Origin of the sequence: Wolbachia endosymbiont of Dipetalonema caudispina, from assembly GCF_013365495.1 — a bacterium.
In the GTDB taxonomy this organism is placed as follows: domain Bacteria; phylum Pseudomonadota; class Alphaproteobacteria; order Rickettsiales; family Anaplasmataceae; genus Wolbachia.
In genome coordinates, this window is the sequence record NZ_CP046580.1 from 591,565 (window position 1) to 612,279 (window position 20,715).

General features: G+C 28.8%; 13 protein-coding genes and 2 tRNA genes. 9 read left to right on the forward strand and 6 right to left on the reverse strand.

Annotation, left to right across the window (positions count from 1 at the left end; genetic code table 11):
• The first annotated feature begins 18 nt into the window (after positions 1 to 18).
• Complete coding sequence (gene metG, locus GOY14_RS02195) at positions 19 to 1,557, forward strand: methionine--tRNA ligase (RefSeq protein ID WP_175809663.1); 1,539 nt, start codon at positions 19 to 21, stop codon at positions 1,555 to 1,557.
• Positions 1,558 to 2,237: 680 nt separating this feature from the next.
• On the opposite strand, the gene GOY14_RS02200 is transcribed toward metG, so the two are convergent.
• The gene (locus GOY14_RS02200; protein ID WP_175809664.1) at positions 2,238 to 3,689 is read right to left on the reverse strand and encodes a replicative DNA helicase; all 1,452 of its coding nucleotides are present in this window, start codon (positions 3,687 to 3,689) and stop codon (positions 2,238 to 2,240) included.
• Positions 3,690 to 3,813: 124 nt separating this feature from the next.
• On the opposite strand from GOY14_RS02200, the gene GOY14_RS02205 reads away from it, so the two are divergent.
• Positions 3,814 to 3,895: transfer RNA gene (locus GOY14_RS02205), tRNA-Leu, on the forward strand.
• Between the two features lie 26 nt (positions 3,896 to 3,921).
• Complete coding sequence (locus GOY14_RS02210) at positions 3,922 to 4,521, forward strand: RDD family protein (protein WP_175809665.1); 600 nt, start codon at positions 3,922 to 3,924, stop codon at positions 4,519 to 4,521.
• A gap of 992 nt (positions 4,522 to 5,513) precedes the next feature.
• Here the strand turns inward: GOY14_RS02210 and ygfZ are convergent.
• Positions 5,514 to 6,311, reverse strand: coding sequence for a CAF17-like 4Fe-4S cluster assembly/insertion protein YgfZ (gene ygfZ, locus GOY14_RS02215; protein WP_175809666.1), 798 nt, complete (start codon positions 6,309 to 6,311; stop codon positions 5,514 to 5,516).
• 151 nt (positions 6,312 to 6,462) lie between these two features.
• Between ygfZ and GOY14_RS02220 the strand changes: the two genes are divergently transcribed.
• The gene (locus GOY14_RS02220) at positions 6,463 to 6,744 is read left to right on the forward strand and encodes a co-chaperone GroES (RefSeq protein ID WP_175809879.1); all 282 of its coding nucleotides are present in this window, start codon (positions 6,463 to 6,465) and stop codon (positions 6,742 to 6,744) included.
• 109 nt (positions 6,745 to 6,853) lie between these two features.
• Positions 6,854 to 8,506: a chaperonin GroEL gene (gene groL / locus GOY14_RS02225; protein WP_175809667.1), complete on the forward strand. Its 1,653-nt coding sequence runs from the start codon at positions 6,854 to 6,856 to the stop codon at positions 8,504 to 8,506.
• A gap of 543 nt (positions 8,507 to 9,049) precedes the next feature.
• On the opposite strand, the gene GOY14_RS02230 is transcribed toward groL, so the two are convergent.
• Positions 9,050 to 9,120, reverse strand: a tRNA-Gln gene (locus GOY14_RS02230).
• An 11-nt stretch (positions 9,121 to 9,131) separates the two neighbouring features.
• Positions 9,132 to 9,449, reverse strand: a complete 318-nt coding sequence (gene cutA / locus GOY14_RS02235) for a divalent-cation tolerance protein CutA (protein ID WP_175809668.1) — start codon at positions 9,447 to 9,449, stop codon at positions 9,132 to 9,134.
• 1,859 nt (positions 9,450 to 11,308) lie between these two features.
• Here cutA and hflK point away from each other — a divergent pair.
• The 4 genes from hflK (at position 11,309) to GOY14_RS02255 (ending at position 16,900) form a co-directional block, all read left to right on the forward strand.
• The gene (gene hflK, locus GOY14_RS02240) at positions 11,309 to 12,346 is read left to right on the forward strand and encodes an FtsH protease activity modulator HflK (RefSeq protein ID WP_175809669.1); all 1,038 of its coding nucleotides are present in this window, start codon (positions 11,309 to 11,311) and stop codon (positions 12,344 to 12,346) included.
• 2 nt (positions 12,347 to 12,348) lie between these two features.
• Positions 12,349 to 13,221, forward strand: a complete 873-nt coding sequence (hflC, locus tag GOY14_RS02245; RefSeq protein WP_175809670.1) for a protease modulator HflC — start codon at positions 12,349 to 12,351, stop codon at positions 13,219 to 13,221.
• A gap of 5 nt (positions 13,222 to 13,226) precedes the next feature.
• On the forward strand, positions 13,227 to 14,717 hold the full coding sequence (locus tag GOY14_RS02250; RefSeq protein ID WP_175809880.1) for a DegQ family serine endoprotease: 1,491 nt from the start codon (positions 13,227 to 13,229) through the stop codon (positions 14,715 to 14,717).
• Between the two features lie 830 nt (positions 14,718 to 15,547).
• Positions 15,548 to 16,900 (forward strand): phosphomannomutase/phosphoglucomutase, encoded by a 1,353-nt coding sequence (locus GOY14_RS02255; RefSeq protein WP_175809671.1) that lies wholly within the window; start codon positions 15,548 to 15,550, stop codon positions 16,898 to 16,900.
• A 466-nt stretch (positions 16,901 to 17,366) separates the two neighbouring features.
• Here the strand turns inward: GOY14_RS02255 and GOY14_RS02260 are convergent, their stop codons facing one another.
• On the reverse strand, positions 17,367 to 18,599 hold the full coding sequence (locus tag GOY14_RS02260; RefSeq protein WP_175809672.1) for a lipoprotein-releasing ABC transporter permease subunit: 1,233 nt from the start codon (positions 18,597 to 18,599) through the stop codon (positions 17,367 to 17,369).
• A gap of 842 nt (positions 18,600 to 19,441) precedes the next feature.
• Entirely contained in the window at positions 19,442 to 20,698 is a 1,257-nt protein-coding gene (locus GOY14_RS02265) for a hypothetical protein (RefSeq protein WP_175809673.1), read from the reverse strand.
• Positions 20,699 to 20,715 lie beyond the last annotated feature (17 nt).

Below are 20,715 nucleotides of genomic sequence, written 5' to 3' on the forward strand. Positions count from 1 at the left end.
TATTTTAAATATTCATTAATGAAAGAATTCAAGAATTTTTACATTACTACGCCAATGTATTATGTTAACGATAAACCACATATTGGTCATGCATATACTTCTCTTTTATGTGATGTGATTGCAAGGTTCAACAAGCTAGCTGGAAAAGATGTTAAATTTACTACCGGAACAGATGAACATGGACAAAAAATTGAAAGAGCAGCTAAAGTACAAGAAATGCAGCCAAAAGAATTTACAGATGCAGTAAGTATCTTGTTTAAAGAATTAGCTGAGCTTATAAACATTCAATATGACGACTTTATCCGTACTACAGAAAAACGCCACAAGAAAGCAGTAATAGTTTTATGGAATAGACTTAAAGAAAGAGGACAAATATATCTAGATTCCTACTCAGGCTGGTATTCAGTACACGATGAAACATTTTATCAAGAATTAGAATTAATAAATGGTAAGGCACCAACAGGTTCAGAAGTTCAATGGATAAAAGAAGAAAGTTATTTTTTCCGTTTGTCAAACTGGCAAAATAAATTACTAGAATTATATCAAAATCAACCAAATTTCATCTTTCCTGAGAGCAGAAAAAATGAAGTAATATCATTTGTAAGATCAGGACTAACTGACTTTTCAATCTCCCGCACTGGTCTCAATTGGGGAATAAAAGTACCAGGCAATAGTAAACACATAATCTATGTTTGGATAGATGCATTAACTAGTTATCTTACATCAATAGGCTTCTCTAGTACTAAAAACAAGGAATATAAAAAGTTTTGGGTAAATAATAACTCTTTCAATGTCCATATAGTTGGTAAGGACATATTACGTTTTCATGCTATATATTGGCCGGCAATCCTCCTTGCAGCAGATTTACCACTACCAAAACAAATTGCAGTTCATGGTTGGTGGCTGAATGAAGAGAAAAAAATATCTAAATCTCTTGGCAATATTATAGATCCAATTAGCTTAGCTAAAGAGTTTGGTGTTGACCAACTACGCTATTTCCTCCTTAGAGAAATAAGCTTCAGTCAAGACGGTAACTTTAGTAAAAAAAATATGGTTAACAGAATAAACTCAGAACTAACAAATAACATAGGCAATCTGGTACAAAGAACAATCTCATTTTTACACAAGCAATGTTTAGGAGTTGTACCAACAATAGACAAAAATTTACTTAAGGGTCGTGAAGTTCTGCCCAACTGCAAAATTATACTTAACCAAGTTACACATCATCTATCAAAATACGAATTTAACCATATCATACTTCTGATTACTAATATCTCATCTGAAGCCAATGCTTATATAGATAAAAGTACACCCTGGACACTGAGTAAAACTAATAGAAAACAAATGAATTTAGTGATTTATAAATTATTAGAGTATATTAGGATAATCGGTATTTTATTGCAGCCGATTATTCCCGAGTCAGCAAAAACAATACTTGACCAATTACAAATTTCAAAAAAACAACGAAATTTAAAATCTCTATGTAATGCATGCGTGAGGTCAGGTGTAACACTGCCTAAACCTATGCCAATCTTTCTGAAGTTAACATTTGAATAAAATATATTACATAACCATCTTTATTTCTCTATAAAATATTGAATAAGTTATCTATTTTAATTAGACAATTTAGTTAATTTCAACATTATCAAACATGTTCACATTAAATGAGCTAAGAAGTTGAAACATAAACTTAACTAAATTAAGATATAGATTCCATATATCTGATAAATAAAACAATGAACTACACTTACTACTTCATTCAGATAATCAATTCTTAGGCTCCTTCTAATTATACTAATTACTGAACAAAAAGCTCTATAAAAGATATCCTAATTCTTAAAGCTTTTCTTAATTTTTAAAACTCAGAATTCCTTTCCTTTTCTCTGATATTAAATACAACAAACACTTTATTTTTAGTAAAAGTTCTATTTTTACTAGAGTTCATATTTTACATATTAAGCACAATATTATTAAATAAAAACAACATCTCTAACAATAATGAAGAAACAAACTTCATTGAACTACTAAAACCAAAAAATTAAAACCAATAAAAAAGCTACAGTAAAATACTTCTGATACAAATAAAAACAAAATAGCAAAACGTAAAATGCAAAATTGAGATATAATGTTTATACTATATATAGTAATACAAATATTTTTAAAGATGGTCAATTTTATAAAAAATAATCAGTACTTCTTAAGTAAAAAAACTTTAATAAAAACTCTACAAAGCAAGATTATAAATTATACCTTGCCGTGTAATCTTTAAATGTACCTCGATTAGAATCAAAATATAACTTTACACTACCAATCGGTCCATTTCTTTGTTTAGCAATAATAAGCTCTGCAATGTTTCTAATTTTCTCCATCTTCTCTTGCCACTCTCGATGTTTACTACTCCCTTCATTTGGCTGCTTTCTCAGTTCATAATATTCTTCCCTATAAAGAAACATCACTATATCCGCATCTTGCTCTATACTTCCTGAATCACGCAAATCAGCAAGTTGTGGTTTTTTATCATCTCGTTGCTCAACAGAACGTGAGAGTTGAGAAAGTGCAAGAATGGGAATATCTAATTCCTTTGCAATTGCCTTTAAGCCCTGAGTCACTTCTGAAATTTCTTGCACTCTATTTTCATTACTCCTTTTTGTTGTTCCCCTGATTAATTGTAGATAATCGATGAATACCACCTTCACATTATATAATTGATATAGTAAACGTATTCTAGTACAAAGAGCACTAATTGATAACGCAGGAGTATCATCTATCATAAAAGATAGTTCAGATAACTTTGAACTGGCATTGATAAATTCATGTAATTCAAAATTACTAATTCTCCCGGTTAATACTCTATAATAACTAATTCCTGAATCTATAGTAATTAACCTAGTAGCTAACTGTTCTGCCGACATTTCAAGTGAAAAAAACGCTACATAGTGTTTCTCACTTTCTCTTTTTTGCAAAATCTTACAAGCATTAAGTGCAATATTTAGTGCCAATGCTGTTTTACCCATAGAAGGTCTTGCCGCTAAAATTAATAGATCAGATTTTTGTAAACCTCCAAGAAGCTGATTTAAATTTTGCAGCCCAGTTGTAATCCCTAGTGCTCCAGGATTATTTTTTAGTGTACTTATTTTTTTAACTACACTTTTAACTGAACTTGCAAGTTTTACATACGTTTTCTCGCTCTGCTTTTTTACTGCTAAGTTGAACAACTTAGTCATCGCCTGCTCAATTTGCACCTGTGCATGATTTTCAATATCATAGCTATAACTAGCATCTATTATTTCCTGCCCAAGCTTGATTAAACACCTTCTTAAATAAGCATCACGAATTATTCTAGTCAAATTATAGATATCAAGTGCAATACTTGCCTTTGCTGCAAGTTTTGCAAGATATTCTACACCACCACACTGAGCAAACGCCTTGTCGTTTTCAAAGAACATCTTAAGACTTAATTCATTGGCAACCATGCCATGTTTTCTAATTTTAGATATTTGGATGAAAATATTTTGATGCAATGGATCATAAAGATTATCTGCTGTAATTATATCTTCAACTACATCACAAATCCTATTATCACGAATCATTGCACCAATAAGCATTTGCTCTGCTTCCAAGTTACATGGCAACTTACATATTCCCTTATTCATATCTCTTGAATCAATGAGATCAGTTGACTCATTCATTATTCAGCTTCCAAAACAATATTTAACTATTGTAGAATATTTAATTCTCATTTAAAAGACGTAAAGGGTAAAAAAATTTGACTAATTTCACGTTTCCATATATTGAATTATATTGAATTTAAAGGCTCCTGTGGTGGAATGGTAGACACAGCAGACTCAAAATCTGTTGCCCTAGTGGCATGCTGGTTCAAATCCGGCTAGGAGCACACTAAAAATAGCAAAAAATGTATTTATGTTACACAAAATGTTCAACTATCTATTTTCTATTTTTACCTCCATAAATGTCCTTAAAAAGGTAAAAAAAGATAAAAATAGTATATATTATATAACAGGACTTAAGCGCTATATATCAATATTACTTGATCTAATTATTATTGTTATATTCTTACAATCTTGCAGCCAGATCTCAAATCAGTTCTTCATAAACTCAGAAGATAGCAAAACACTAAGTCAAATTGCTGCAAAATATCAAACACAAATATCACTTTCTATAGAGGAAAAGATAGTTCAAAGTAAACTTATTAAATTACTGATTATAAATCAAATAATCCAGTTTATTGGGCTCTTCAGTTATATCACATATATGTGGACAAGATTTGCTGCTACACCTGGAAAACTATTACTTGGGCTCAGAGTTGTGGATGCACAAACCTTCAAAAGGATAACCCCAAAACAAGCAACAAAAAGATTTTTTTCTATAATATTATCAGCTGCACCATTATTTTTGGGCTTTTTATGGTCAAACTTTAACAATCGTTGTCAAACTTGGCACGATAAAATTGCAGATACAGTAGTTATTACTAGCAAAAGTCTCAAAAATAATAAAAGCTAAGGAACTGTTTTTTTTATATTTATCTAGCACATTATTGTTTAGCTATTCTTACTGTCAATTGTTCCATCGTACCTTAAAATTACTTAATTAACTGATTTTATAGTATAGATCAAAGTTATATTTATCCTTTTATTTACTTCCTTAATTCCAAGTTATTACTAATATTCAGCCCTATTTTCTTACTCCAAAATCCCCAACAAATTTTCACCAGCACATCCATATTTTCATTTTAGATTATATTTTGTATACTTATAATGACTAACTCTAATATAACCAACTTTTGCTCTACAATTTATTAAAATTCTAAGATCAATTGGACTGTCCATAAATTGCTTCAGACTCAAATACTATGTTTACGTTAACCTATCTCACAACAAAATTATCTTTGAAATTATATCAAAAAATTTCTTTCATAGTTTAACCTTTATTAAAAATTTATAAAGGCACCAGTATTCAATAACAATTTTCCAATAAAGTTTTTTTATATTTTAACAAATGCTTTATCCTAAAAATACTAATAATAAAGTTAATTTAATTCACAACAAAAGTGAGCATATCAATAATATATTGAATAGTATAATCCATTTCTAACTTTCTATACTAGAAATAGTAAAAAATTCATAAAGCACAAATAATTTAAAGAAAAAGAACTTTAAATTAATCTTGACTATTTAATCCTTCATTGAATAAGTTAACAGCAATATTTTTTTCACTAAATGTTTAATTAAAATCACTTAAACTAAATATAAATTTTTTTTTGTAAAGTTATAGTAACACATAACTCTATATTTAATGACTAAAAAATACCTTAAAAGCTTCTTACTGGATTTTATCAATGAATTTTAAGATTAAAAAATAAGCTCTTGCTAAAATAAATTCGCATCTCACTTAAATAATGTAATATCAAAATTTATCAAATAATCCTAATATACTTTTAATAACTAGTTATGTGCTACTTACTTAAAGTTACTGTAAAATAAAGCCTCAACATTTTAGCGAACAGTTATCTTAACCCCAGCAGCATACAAATCAATATAGTTTCTTCCTGTACTAAGCAATGCAAGTCCGATTTTACCTACGCTAGAGCGAAGATCCCCTATTTTTTCATTACTTTCATTTATTACTTTAGTGCCAATATCTGGAAGTATATTATCCCCTTCAACGAAACAAAGTTTCTTTCGGAAAATCTCTTGTCTACTCATTCGATTTACAACTTCCTGACCTATATAACATCCCTTATTAAAGCTTATACCATTTATTTGATCAATCAAATATTGTAATGGAAATGACGAATTTTGCACCATATCTTTTTTCCCATCTGGAATAAGGTTTTGAATTCTAACTTTTTCATATTGAATAATATCACCAATTGGCTGTTTTATTTCATCTTTATGTATTATTCTCATCCCTAAAGACTTATGTCTTGGATCTTGAAAAATAATTCGTGATTCATTACTCAATTCTGTTAATTTAGTATTAAACAAAACTCCAACCTTATATAGTGTACTAACATCTTTAATCTTCACTCTGAGATAAGTCTTAAGCAAATCCAATTTCTCAATCATCTGCTGTAAGTAAATACTCTCACATTCTAATAAAATACATTTACCATATTCAACAAGAAAAAAATCATATAAATATTGTCCATGAGAGTTAAGCAATAAAGAATAAATAGCTCTTTGGTTACTCAAATTACTAATATCGTTTGTTATAATGCTCTGTAGAAAACTTCTTGTATCTGGCCCATATATAGCTAATACACTACGACTCCGTAATGGTATATAACTCATACAACTTAATAATAACTCAAATTTTAGTATATAATATTAATATTCTTTGCCTTTTACAATTTTTAAAAAGCTTAAGGCCCTTGAAATCTAATTTATTAGTACCTATATAAATTTATGGTTCAATTTGTTGATGAGGAAATAAATGTCTAGTGTGAATTTAAATGTGCTGGATGATAGTGTTCTAATTAAACCTATCAGCGAAGAAAAACAAGGTGGGATTGTGCTCCCATCAAGTGCTGAAAAGAAGCCTACTAAAGGTGAAGTTATAGCAATTGGTGAAGGTTCACGCAACTCAAGTGGCGAGCGTATATCCTTAACTGTAAAGGTTGGTGATAAAGTTTTTTATCGTCAATGGGCTGGTACAGAAATAGAACATGGTGATGAAAAGTTTATCGTAATGAAAGAGTCCGATATACTTGCTATCGTTAAGTAGAAACTTTTAATTTTTAAAATTTAAAGTAAAATACAACATAGCACATTGTGAAGTAATTTGTTAAATTTTTCTAATTTTTTTATTAATTCTAGTTAATGAGGTTACAAAGATGACTAATGTAGTAGTATCAGGTGAGCAGTTACAGCAAGCTTTTCGCGAAGTTGCAGCAGTAGTAGACTCAACGGTAGCAGTAACTGCAGGGCCTAGAGGAAAAACAGTAGGGATTAACAAGCCTTATGGGGCACCAGAAATTACAAAAGATGGTTATAAGGTAATGAAAGGTATTAAGCCTGAAAAACCACTAAACGCTGCAATAACAAGCGTTTTTGCTCAAAGTTGTTCTCAATGTAATGATAAAGTTGGTGATGGTACAACAACATGCTCAATATTAACTAGCGGTATGGTAATGGAAGCTTCAAAATCAATTGCCGCTGGAAATGATCGTGTAAGCATTAAAAATGGAATGCAGAAAGCAAAGGACGTAGTACTAAGGGAAGTTACATCAATGTCCCGCACAATTTCTTTAGAGAAAATAGATGAAGTGGCACAAGTTGCCATAATTTCTGCAAATGGTGATAGAAGTATTGGTAGTAATATTGCTGATGCCGTCAAAAAAGTTGGGAAAGAAGGTGTCATCACTGTTGAAGAAAGTAAAGGTTCCAAAGAACTCGAAGTTGAGCTCACTACTGGTATGCAGTTTGATCGTGGTTATCTTTCTCCATACTTTATTACAGATAATGAAAAAATGATTGTAGAGCTTGATGATCCATACCTCTTAATTACAGAGAAAAAACTTAATATCATTCAACCTTTACTTTCTATTCTTGAAGCTGTTGTTAAGTCTGGTAAACCTCTACTTATTATTGCGGAAGACATTGAAGGTGAAGCATTGAGTACTTTAGTTATTAACAAGTTACGTGGTGGTCTGAAAGTTGCTGCAGTAAAAGCTCCAGGTTTTGGTGACAGAAGGAAAGAGATGCTTGAGGATATAGCAGCATTAACTAATGCTAAATATGTTATAAAAGATGAACTTGGAATTAAAATGGAAGACTTAACTCTTGAAGACCTTGGTATCGCTAAAAATGTCAAGATTACTAAAGATAACACCACAATTGTTAGTGAAAACAAAGTTACTAATAGAGTGAAAGCTAGAATTGAGCAGATTAAGTCTCAAATCGAAACTTCAACTTCTGATTATGATAAAGAGAAACTAAGAGAACGTTTAGCAAAATTATCAGGTGGTGTTGCTGTATTAAAAGTTGGTGGAGCAACTGAAGTTGAGGTTAAAGAACGTAGAGATAGAGTTGAGGATGCGTTGCACGCAACAAGAGCTGCAATTGAAGAAGGTATAGTTCCAGGCGGTGGAGTTGCACTTCTTTATGCTTCTTCTGCTCTTGATAACCTGAAAGGTGCAGGTGATGAGGAACAAATAGGTATAAATATTATCAAGAAAGTTCTTAGTGTTCCTATTAAGAGATTAGTCAAAAATGCTGGTCTAGAATCTGCTGTTATAATCGATTATTTGATTAAGCAAAATAATAAAGAACTTATATATAATGTTGAAGCTATGAATTATGCTAATGCATTTACTGCTGGTGTTATTGACCCAGCAAAAGTTGTTCGTATTGCTTTTGAAACAGCAATATCTGTTGCAAGTATATTAATTACCACTGAATCCATGATAGTTGATATACCAAATAAAGATGAAAATGCTTCATCTTCTATGGGTGCAGGTGGTATGAATAGAATGAATGAATTTTAAGTAAATAAAAACTTGGAGACAAGTAGCAAAATAAAGGCTACTTGCTCTAAGAATAATTTTTTATTTTTCTGAAGTACATTAAGAATATAAAATACTTAAATAATCTTTATTACCCACACAAAAAGTCTCTTATCCTTACTGCCATAACTTACTTTAAGTGTACCCGCTTTTTTTTTATTAAAACTCAAGTATCTGTTTTTACCTTTTTATTAAAAATATACCACTCTTCATAATATATAAGAAAATTTATATGAAAAATACCCCAAAAATTTCCTCTGTACTTACCACAAACAACGGCTTTATAATACTCAAACAAACACACAATAAACATATACTTGATGAAAAAAGCTACATTTTATAAAATAACCTAGAAAGTAAGTATCTCAACTACTAGGAAAAAATAAGTAAAAACACTGAGTAATATAAGATAAGTGATAAGCAAAAAACAACATAGTACAATGGTATTTCCAAAATACTATACAATATTCTCAACTTATAAAAAGTATAACCATTTCATATTCTCTTTCAAGATATACGATACGGCTGGGGTGGAAGGATTCGAACCTTCGCTGGCGGTACCAAAAACCGCTACCTTACCACTTGGCTACACCCCAATACATCAATCTTAGTTAATAGCATTACTAACCCAATCAGTAAAAGCCCTATTTGTCTTTTCTACTGGTAATATCATAATAGCAGGCTGATCATAAGAATGCATTGCTTCAATTTTTTTTATAACCATATCAACTTTGCCACTTCTACTTTTCATGATTGTTACTACTTCATAACTATTATGAATTTCATCTTTCCATAAATATAAAGAATTTACCTGAGAAAATATGTTTACACAGAAAACCAATTTCTCACTTAATAATTTTTCAGAAATAGTTTTAGCTTCTTCTAAATTTGAAAAAGTTGTATAAACTAAAACTATATTACTCATTAAATAACATTAATTAAATATATTATGAATATACTCACTTAAGTTAATTCATCAAGAAAAAATAAAACTAAAGTATCTTTCAATACCCATCATTATAGTTTAAAAGCATTTCATGAAAAAGAAGTTTCTAAACAATAAAGTCCCTACTATCTAAATTGCTTAAAATTAGAATTCATATTCTAAAACACATGAGATTAAAAATGTTTTTTAAGTTCAATACCCACTCAGCTCTAAAAAATATAAAATCAAAAGGGATGTTACTTCTCATAACATCCTTTCAAAATTAAAGAGAATAACCCTACTTACCAAACTATAACCATAATTACTTACATAGATTTATATAGTGAACGTCAGTTTTTTAAACAACCATACTCGTAAAAGGTTATTGTTTTACTATTTCACCCAAAAGACATGCTTTTTTTAATCAGCTTGTTTCATACTTTGCCACCTGACCAAATCATCATAACTGATTTTGAAGAAGAACCAACCAAATCTATTTGACTATCAATAAATTACCAGAAAAAGAATTCATTTCTAGAAAAATGAGAGTCAACTATTACAACACCACTTTTAGAACCTAAATTAGAAACCATAGTAATATTTGTCAGTTTTTATAGAATCAACACTTGACAAACTATTTTCTAACAATCTACGCCAATAAATTGTATTGAACCTGAACCTCTCCTACTTGCATATCTTAAATTGCACTCCATTAAGTTTTCCATAACATTAGAAAGCTTACGTTCTATCTTACATTCTCTAATAATTTTTACAGTTTCATTAATTTCATTAAATTAAACTCAAAAAAAATTTTATTAAAGATTGTTATCATTACGAGCTAACAGACATGTAATTTTTAACATTTAAATTATTAATAAAACCTATCCGCTGTTCTAACTGATTGATAAACTTATCCTTTTTGAAACCTTAATACCATTAATAAAATAAATTCTTTCTAATATTCTTCCTTCAACTCAAAAAATATTTTTTCAGTTAAAACAAAGTTACCAACAACAGTTTAGTCTTCAAAAACTTCCTTAATGAACATTTTTTTTACATCATTAAAATTCTTTTGTTTTTTTTCCTCTGCCTTTAAAACGACAGTTTGACCTTACTGTTCTATAGAATATAAAATTTCATCTAGATTAGAGATATTTTATTTATATAAAATCGTGCTAACACCGCAAATGTTACAGTTGCAAGGCCACCATTACACTACCAGTAATTACCGGAGAAGATACAATAAAAAAACAGCTCCAACTGTCATAGCTATACCTATAACAAACCAAGTACTGCTTTATTCATCATCTCTTAATGACTTTACCCCATTCTTTAAAAATTGCATTCGTTACATCCGAAAAAGGTAAGAATTACTGTGTTACTAATTTTGCTGAAGTTGTATGTTAACAACACTTGGATCTATTCTATTGCTACTTAACATTATAAACCTCCTACTAAATTAAACACATCAAATTATAAACCTTCAATTCTTAAATTAGTGTAACTTAACCATCTCAATGCTTATTATTATATATGAAATAACTATACAAAACAACTTTCACACTTATAAATAAAATAAATTCATAAAGTTTAAAAAATAAAATAATACTCTTTACTCTAGAAACATACAATAAAAAAATTTGCACTCCAATAACTATATCAAAATTTAGTCACCCAAAAAAACAGCACAAATAAAGCAAAAAAAAAGTTTAAAATTAAAAACTAACCATAATCACATGTAAAAATAAAGAAGATATAAAGCCATACCTTAATATACTTATAATTACCATAAAATAAAATAGGTTTGCAATTTTCTACTATAAGGAGTATATTAGTGTATTAGTTATAAATTAGTCGTTATGTTTGATGAAAACAATCCTTGGAATTTAGGAAAGAAACCAATAAAAAATAAAATTTCTAATAATGAAGATATTTTCGGTAAAGTTATATCTGAGATAAGATATTTTTTTACTGGTTTAACAAGAAATGGCAATAAAAAACCTTATTTAATCATTTTTTTCATTATTTTATTCTTCTACGTTTGCACTGGTTTCTATATTGTTCATCCAAGCGAAGAAGGCATAGAGGTTATTTTTGGTAAATATTCTAATACAGAAACACCTGGCTTACGTTATCACTTCCCTTATCCTATTGGTAAAGTTTTTAAGGTTAATGTTAAAGAAGTAAATCGTGAAGAAATTGGGATAAGTAGTTCTTATGGGCGAGATGCAGATCGAGGTGAAGGCGTTATGCTAACTGGAGATGAGAATATAGTTAACGTTAATTTTGAAGTCCAATGGCGCGTTAGAGACGCTAAAGATTACTTATTCAAAGTACGAGACTATAAACCTGGTTTCAGTGTTAAAAATGCTGCTGAAAGTGCTATGAGGGAAATAATAGGCAAAAACACAATCTCTTTTGCACTTGGCCAAGGTAGACAAGAAATTCCAATAGATACTAAAGTTCTACTACAACAAATTCTTGATGGATATCAAATGGGTATAGAAATATTATCGATACAAATGAAAAAAATAGACCCACCAGAAAAAGTCATTAGCTCATTCAGAGACGTACAAAGTGCTCGTGCGGATAAAGAACGTATTATAAACGAGGCATATGTTTACAGTAACGATGTTATACCTCGAGCAAAAGGTGAAGCAATAAAAATAAAGCTAGATGCAGAAGCATATGAAAATGAGATAATAAATGAAGCAAAAGGCAATGCAAATCATTTTCTATCTCTTTATAAAGAATATAAGCATAATCCCTCCCTTGTTAAGAACCGCATTTACCTTGAAACTATAGAAAATATTCTTAATAAAACAGATAAGATTGTTATCACTGATGATTTAAAAGGTGTGTTTTCTTACTTACCTCTTACAAACTTGGAGAAATAATTATGTTTAATAATACTAAGGTTACTTGCGTTCTTATATTTGCTATTTTCTCAATCTTCATATTTAACTCAATATTCATAGTGCAAGAAGCAGAACAAGCAATAGTTATACAATTAGGTAAAGTTGTGAGAGATATTAGAGAAAGTGGTTTATATTTCAAGTTGCCATTTATAAATAATGTAGAATCCTTTGATAAAAGAGTTTTAGATCTAAGTCCAGATACAACTCCAAGAGAAGTAATAACCGCAGATCAAAAACGTATCATAGTAGACGCTTATGCAAAATATAGAATAGTAGATCCTATTACTTTTTATCAAACTGTAAGAAATGAGTTAGGACTAGTCAGAAGGTTATACCCAATTATAGAAGCTCACTTAAGAGAAAATATAGTAAGATTTTCATTAATTAATCTACTAAATGAAAAAAGATCAGAAGTCATGCAATTAATTCAGCGTGGAGTTTACTTTGAAGCTAGAAAATTTGGTATAGAAATAATAGATGTAAGAATTAAAAGGGCAGATTTGCCAGAGGAAAATAGTTCTGCAATATTCCGTCGTATGCAAACTGAAAGAGAAAAAGAAGCAAAAGAAATAAGAGCAAAAGGAGAACAAATAGGACAAGAAATTAGATCAAAGGCCGATAAACAAAAAAGGGAAATTATTGCTAGCGCAGTAAAAGAAGCCTATGAAATAAGAGGGCGTGGCTATGCTGAAGCAACCAAAATTTATAATGAAGTATTCAAAGCTGATGAAGAGTTTTTTAACTTCTACCGTTCTATGAATGCTTACAGTAAATCGTTTACTGAAAATAACACCAAGTTTATACTTTCACCAACTAACAATTTCTTAGATATTTTTAATAGGGGATGGAAATAAAATTTATGAGGAGTAAAGTTTTATCTATATTTTTATGTCTTTTAATTTCATTCTCTCTGTATGCTAGGGTATTTTGGAGTACAGAGAAGGCTGTAAGTAGCAATACCATCCCATCTTCTGCATACAATAATAATTGCAATCAAGGACTTGCCGATCTAGTAGAAGAACTCATTCCTGCATTCGTAAGCATTTCAAGTGAACAAGTGATTAAGCAAGGAAATAGTAATAGAACTAGAGCTCCATTACCAAGAAATGATTTTTTTGATGGTTTCAGAGAATTCTTTGAGTACTTTGACCAATTTTTTACAGATAAAAATCCTAATATTAGCAGAGAAGCAATACTACTCGGATCTGGATTTATTATAGATAAAAATGGAACTATAGTCACCAACTACCACGTCATCAAAAACGCTCAACATATTACAGTCACTATGAACGATGATACTTATTTCAAGGCAGAAGTTCTAGGTTATGACGCAAAAACTGACCTTGCTGTGCTTAAAATCAAAGCTGATAAAGACCTTTCTTTTGTAACGCTCGGTAATTCTGATAAAGCAAGAGTTGGCGATATGGTTATGGCAATAGGTAACCCATTTGGTTTAGGTGGTTCTGTAAGTACAGGAATTATATCTGCAAGGTCTAGAGACATCAACATTGGTACTATGAATGAATTTATTCAAACTGACGCTGCAATTAATAGAGGCAACTCTGGAGGACCACTATTTGATTTAAATGGAAAGGTTATAGGTATTAATACTGCTATTTATTCTCCATCTGAGTCTGGAGGAAATGTAGGTATAGGCTTCGCTATACCTTCTAATATAGCTGTACCAATCATTGATAAATTAAAAAGTGGTAAAAAAGTAAAACACGGTTGGCTTGGCGTACAAGTTCAGCGTATAACAGTAGAATTTGCAGAATCTTTAGGTTTAAAAGACACAAAAGGTGCATTAATTGCGAGTATAGTAAAAGGTAGCCCTGCAGAAAAAGGTGGCATCAAAGTAGGTGATGTATTACTAGAATTTGATGGTAAAGTGGTTGATAGAATGGCACAATTACCTCAAATGGTTTCAAGAACTGAACCTGGAAAAAAAGTGCAAATTAAATTATTGAGAAAAAGTAAAGAAATGAACATCAGGATTACTATTGGAGAATCTATAAATGATAGCCAAGATAATAATCAAGAAGAAAACTTATCAACATCTGATTATGTAGCTGGTTTAAGCATTTCAAATCTATCAAAAGAATTAAAGGAAAGCAATACATCTATAAAAGGAATAATAATTACTAATGTGGATATCCATAAGAATCCTACACTACGTGATCTCAGAAAAGGAGATATCATTATGCAAATAAATGAGCATGATGTAGAAAATGTTGAAAATTTTCAAAATCAAATAAATTTGGCAAAAAAGCAAAACAGCAAAAAAGCCATAATGCTACTTATTTATCGTAATGGAAATCAATTTTTTACTTCAATAAAATTGAAAAACTAATCCTTACTCAACTTACACAATAAATTATACCATAAATTCATCGAAAAATAGTTTCGCTTCTTATAAGAAGCTAAGGCTAGCTTTCTTACTAAAAACACATATAAACCATGAAAATTTACTTTCTACAATCTATTGAGTACTGCTTTTTAAAATAGTAATGTCGAATAAATATAAAAATTGATCACAATAATATAAATAAATATCCCCATTTTTCTTTATTTTCTCTTTATTATCCCATTTATACAAAAAAAATAAACTCCTCACCACACAATATATTTAATAATACCTACCTATAAAATTAGAACAATAAACTTCTTAAACTTTTATGTTATATGATTATTTACAATCATTAAACTACCCTTCCCCTACTACACAGCAATATATAAAATATTATCATGCTTTCATATATTTTCTTCCTCATCTATTTAAACAAAAATATACTCTCTCAAAACTTTACAAGTTCATTATAGATAATACTTTCCCTCCAAAAAAAAATTTTGTTATTTATAACTTCACTAAAATTTAGAACTAATACATTATTATAAAAAGATTATCCAATTTTAATGAAGATATTTAACTACTCTCTACTTATCAAAAGTAAAGTGTTGTAGAAAAAAATCCACTTCTATATATACTTTACTAAATATTTCATCCTGTCTCTATCTAATATTAACATTAACTTTATAATTTTTAGTTTTTTAATTTCTTTTCTAACATATTTTTATAATTTAAAGTATACTAAAATTTAACCTCATTATATAAATAAATAGAAAAGAAACTTGAGTATTTCTTTGCAATACTATATAGTAACCATTTTAAGTAATCAATATATGGATAATACTATCATAAGAAAATATGATATTAGAGGAATAGTAGGCAAAGACCTACAAATAAACGATGGATATGAGATAGGCAGAAAGTTTGGTCAAACTGTATCCAATGTTTGTATAGGTTATGATAGCAGAATAAACTCACCAAGTATAGAAAAAGAACTTATTAGAGGCTTAACTTTATCCGGAGCAAATGCTGCACGCATTGGATTATGCTCTTCACCTATGCTCTACACTGCAACACAAATCATGCAAGCAGATCTTGGTATTATGATTACTGCTTCACATAACCCTCGTGATTACAATGGCTTTAAGTTTTTTAGCAACAAAAAAACTTATTCAGATCAGGAAATAAAAGAAATTATAAGTAATCCAATTAAAAATAGTACAAAAATTGGAAATTTAATTAACATGAATATATATAGTGAATATATTCATATATTAAAAAGAGCATTAAAAAGTAATACAACACAAAAGCTAAAAATGGCCTGGGATTGTGGAAATAGCCCAATAAGTGGAATACTAAGATATATTGAAACATTCTTATCCGGCCATACGCACATTATAGTTAACAATTCTATAGATGGAACATTTCCACTACACGATCCAGATCCTATAGAAAAAAAAAACCTCACTCAATTAATTGATATCGTAAAAAAAGATAAATGTGATCTTGGCATTGCACTTGATGGAGATAGTGATAGATTATGCTTGATTGATAATAAAGGCAATATTGTCTCCAATGACCACTTATTTATGATTTTTGTACGGGAAGTATTAAAAGAATACCCACAAAGCAAAGTTATTGCTAACATAAAAATGAGTATGAAAGCATATGATTTTGTAAGCAATTTAGGAGGAAAAATAATTACTTGTGCTACTGGACATTCATTAATTAAAAAGAAAATGCTAGAAGAAGAAGCAAAATTTGCTGGTGAATCAAGCGGCCATTTTTTCTTTTCTGAACTAGGTTTTGATGATGGAATGTATTCTGCTATAAAAGCTATTGACATCTTGCTTAAAAAAAAACAAAGTTTATCTCAAATAATTGAAGAGCTACCAAAACTATATATTACTCATGAAATAAAAATTTCAGTTAAAGACGAAAAAAAATTTCAAATAATTGAGTTAATTAAAAAAATATTAAAGCAACAAAATATTACATTTTCAGAGCTTGATGGTATTAAGGTAATCAATACCAATAATAAAAGCTGGTGGCTTCTTAGAGTGTCAAACACACAAAGCTGCATTACAGCAAGATGTGAAGGAAATACTTTAGAAGACTTTAAACTAACTAAAAAGATTTTATTTTATTATATTAAAAAAATAAAGCTCTTAAATTACAATCGCTAAAATAAAAGTAGTTTACAAAATTAACCCTATAAATTATAACCAATTATTCAATAAAGATACCTATCACTCTATTTATTTAAGTTTTTATTAATTTATGAAATCCATATAACTAAAATCTACATTAACGAAGCTTTAAAAAGAAGTAATCCTTTTTTATTCCTTGCTTCTATTTATTATATTAGTGATATTCATGAAATAAGATAGCAAAAGCACATAAATACAATTAAAAAAAATTAAGTAAACTACCTTTTAAACTTTAGAAAAACTTTCAACTTATTTAATATATTCTCTCTACCTACCAAATTTAAACCCAATATTAAGGCTTTATTATATTTATACACAATAATTAAACTTTAATTTCTTTAAACAGAAAAAAAACTCTTTACTTTTCTATTCTAAATAGAAAACTTAAGTAACATAGCAATCTACAATTAAAAAGTAGAGATCAATATATATCACCTAAATATCACTCGTAACATAATATCTCTGCAGGATCTTGTGCAGCCGCACATAATGCAGGAACAATTGTTGCTAAAAATGATAATAATAATGCAAGTACAGAAATATTCACTACGTCCTGGGGAACTAATATTACTGGTAAACTTGAGAAAAAGTATATCATAGGATCAAGCAATTTAGTATTAGTAATATTTTCTAAAAATACTCTAATACTCTCAACATTAAGGGAAAAAATAACACCTATAATACAACCAAGACAAGTTCCTATAAAACCAATAAGTAAACCACAAATACAAAATATGCGCATGATACTTCCACTTGTTGCACCAAATGTACGCATAATTGCAATCGCTAATTTCTTTTCTTGTACCATTATCATTAAATTTGAAACAATATTGAATGCCGCCACCACTATCATTAAAGCAAGAATTAAAAACATTACATTTTTTTCAGTTTTTAAAGCATGAAAATAGTGAATATGTTGCGATTGCCAGCTTTCAGCTTTCATTCCTATTTCTTTTTCTATAACCTGTGCTAACTCACTTGCTTTAGTAATATCATCTATAAATACCTCTATATTTCGCACACTATCTTCTTTATAATTAAAAAAATCCTGTGCTAACTTTATGGGCATATATATTAAGATACTATCATACTCAAACATACCTATATCAAATATAGCTATAACTTCATATTCTTTCATTCTCGGCATTACATTAAATAACATATCAAATCCTTCAGGTAATATAAGTACAATCTTGTCACCACAATTAATGTTCAAAGCTTCTGCTAATCTAGCTCCTACTATTATCCCTTCATCAAAATTTTTTACATTACCCATAATCACATTATTCGTAATAGAAGTATTATAAAACAAGTTTTCAACTGATACACTCCGTACTATACTACCCGCAATTTTACCATTAGCTGCAACAATCACCTGATCACTAATCATAGGAATAGCTTTTAATACACCTGAAATTTTTTCAATCGATTTTGATACTGTATGATAATCCGAATTCATACTTTTATCAAAAAAAACATTAACATGACCATCAATACCAAGTATTGAATCAAGCAACTTTACCCTAAACCCATTCATTACAGACATTACTACTATTAATGTAGTAACCCCAAGAGCAATACCAACAACAGAAAACAAAGTCATTATAGAGCAAAACCTAGTATTTTTTGCCCGCAAATAGTGAATAGCAATAGTAACTTCGAAAGCAATAGACATTCTAGAAATATTTTGAAGTTAAGCATTATAACTTAAAATTTTACTAAAAAAAAATTTTTCTTTAACTTCTTTTTAGTAAAAACTCCTTAATCATTATCCCTTCCGTATTGTATTAAAACTTACTTTTTTCCAGTTATACGCTAATAAATTAACTATCAAATCTCTTATTTAACTCAAAAAATATCTAAATACCAAAATGACCAATAAATATATAAACTTTATTATCTTATAACATAAACATAACTCATTATCCAGTTAAGAAAAATTTTATATTACATAATACAAACTTGAAAATCAGAATAAATTTTTCTTACCTCATTCATGACATGTTTAAATTCCTTTTATAAAATTTTTTCATTAAAAAAACTTCTCTATCATACAATATAACATCTTCTTTCCAATTAAAACACATTGATACAGTTATATTCATGATTAATTTATATAGACTTTTTTTATTTTACTAAAAAAACAGTAGCTCTACAGCTAATGTTATTATTCCTAACTCTACCAACTTTAAAACACTTTACATTCCTGCAATACATATAATTCCCATAATTCACACTAACATTTATACACTTACATAATAATTATAACATCTATAGACATCTTTTTAGTTTTAACAAAAAAAGCAAAAACCCCTAAAACAGAACATTATAACTAAATATTTTCTAAAACTGATTCTACTTAATAAAAGTCAAAGTCCACTACATGGTAGTATAAAACATATTTAATTAAATTTAAATTGAACAACTAATACTTATATTAAGAATATAATATATATAAACTTTGTTATAAAATAATTAAAGTAAAAATAAATATTAACTTAGAACATCACTCACTAACTAATGCATATATAGCATAGTATCTTGCTTTTGATGTAAACCTCTCCTACTTTTCTCTCTTCTAACATAAAAATCCTTATTTCTCTGACTACTAAACTCCGCCATTCCTTCACTAATCTCATTTTGCAATTTCTCCTTCTTCAAGCTCTGTTCTCTAGATTGACTTATACTTCCATTACTTTCATTTATCTCATTCTTTAAGCTTTTTTCAATAAATAACCTTTTAGCATTAAGCTCTCTCCATGTACCTATAATCTTTCTATTATCCATATTTCCTAATTTTTCTTCCCTCTCTTCAATTTTAATAACACTAAAATCCTTCATAAATTCTTCCCAGCACTTACTTAATTGACAATTCCACATCGTTAAATAAGCATCACCATACTTTTCTTTGTTTGCTACAAATAACAAAATTATAACTTTTAATATAGTAGCTCCCATATTTACTAAATTTTTTACTATTATTACAAAAGCAAATAAAAGATAACCACAAGACTTTACAACTGGACTTTGCCTACTTATTAAACACTTTCCTAATTTTATAGGAATAAAAGCTAGCAACTTAGTACAAATCTTAACTAAACCCACAATAAAAACAATAGGAACAGATATAAGACTTTTATCTAATTCAAGATTATTATTTTGATCTCTAATTTCAAAAAAACTAGTATTAAGTTTTTTATAATCACTAGTATACAACAATTCTCCATTTCTTCCTTTTTCATCAATCACCTTATGAACCTCACCTCTTCCATTTTTCTCTTCCTTAGTAAGTACAGAAGAATTAATTAACTTAAGTGAACTAGTATCAATCTCAAAAACTGGTAAATATTTTACAAGATCAATTTTTTTAAACTTAAATGGCTTATAAAATCCACAATAATCATCATTATCATTACATTCATCTTTACTGAGTTTACCCTTATAAACTAAAAATTTAATAGTAAAATAACCTTTACCGTCTTTCGTTATAAAAGAATTTCCTTTTTCATTTTCTGCAACAGAAATTAAATTATACTTATATCTATCATAGCAAAGCTCATACATACTATCATTATTACTATCCTCACTCTTTATGATTTTACCTAACTTAACAATACGATCATAATTTTTTGGATATTTAAGCTTTCTCCCATCTTTATATACTATCACTTTTCTGAGATCTTTGACATAAACAGCCTGGGATTCAAATGAAGCAAATAGACCTTTTATTTTTAGTATACAACTTATTCCTACTTTCTTGAGTACCTTTAACATCATATTAATCTACCAAA

What these genes read in the sequence shown, in the direction of transcription:
- hflK (WP_175809669.1), top strand. Translation starts at nt 11,309, where the DNA reads ATGTTTGATGAAAACAATCCTTGGAATTTAGGAAAGAAACCAATAAAA.
- GOY14_RS02200 (WP_175809664.1), bottom strand. Translation starts at nt 3,689, where the DNA reads ATGAATGAGTCAACTGATCTCATTGATTCAAGAGATATGAATAAGGGA.
- GOY14_RS02210 (WP_175809665.1), top strand. Translation starts at nt 3,922, where the DNA reads ATGTTACACAAAATGTTCAACTATCTATTTTCTATTTTTACCTCCATA.
- metG (WP_175809663.1), top strand. Translation starts at nt 19, where the DNA reads ATGAAAGAATTCAAGAATTTTTACATTACTACGCCAATGTATTATGTT.
- GOY14_RS02265 (WP_175809673.1), bottom strand. Translation starts at nt 20,698, where the DNA reads ATGTTAAAGGTACTCAAGAAAGTAGGAATAAGTTGTATACTAAAAATA.
- GOY14_RS02250 (WP_175809880.1), top strand. Translation starts at nt 13,227, where the DNA reads ATGAGGAGTAAAGTTTTATCTATATTTTTATGTCTTTTAATTTCATTC.
- GOY14_RS02255 (WP_175809671.1), top strand. Translation starts at nt 15,548, where the DNA reads ATGGATAATACTATCATAAGAAAATATGATATTAGAGGAATAGTAGGC.
- ygfZ (WP_175809666.1), bottom strand. Translation starts at nt 6,311, where the DNA reads ATGAGTTATATACCATTACGGAGTCGTAGTGTATTAGCTATATATGGG.
- cutA (WP_175809668.1), bottom strand. Translation starts at nt 9,449, where the DNA reads ATGAGTAATATAGTTTTAGTTTATACAACTTTTTCAAATTTAGAAGAA.
- groL (WP_175809667.1), top strand. Translation starts at nt 6,854, where the DNA reads ATGACTAATGTAGTAGTATCAGGTGAGCAGTTACAGCAAGCTTTTCGC.
- GOY14_RS02260 (WP_175809672.1), bottom strand. Translation starts at nt 18,599, where the DNA reads ATGTCTATTGCTTTCGAAGTTACTATTGCTATTCACTATTTGCGGGCA.
- hflC (WP_175809670.1), top strand. Translation starts at nt 12,349, where the DNA reads ATGTTTAATAATACTAAGGTTACTTGCGTTCTTATATTTGCTATTTTC.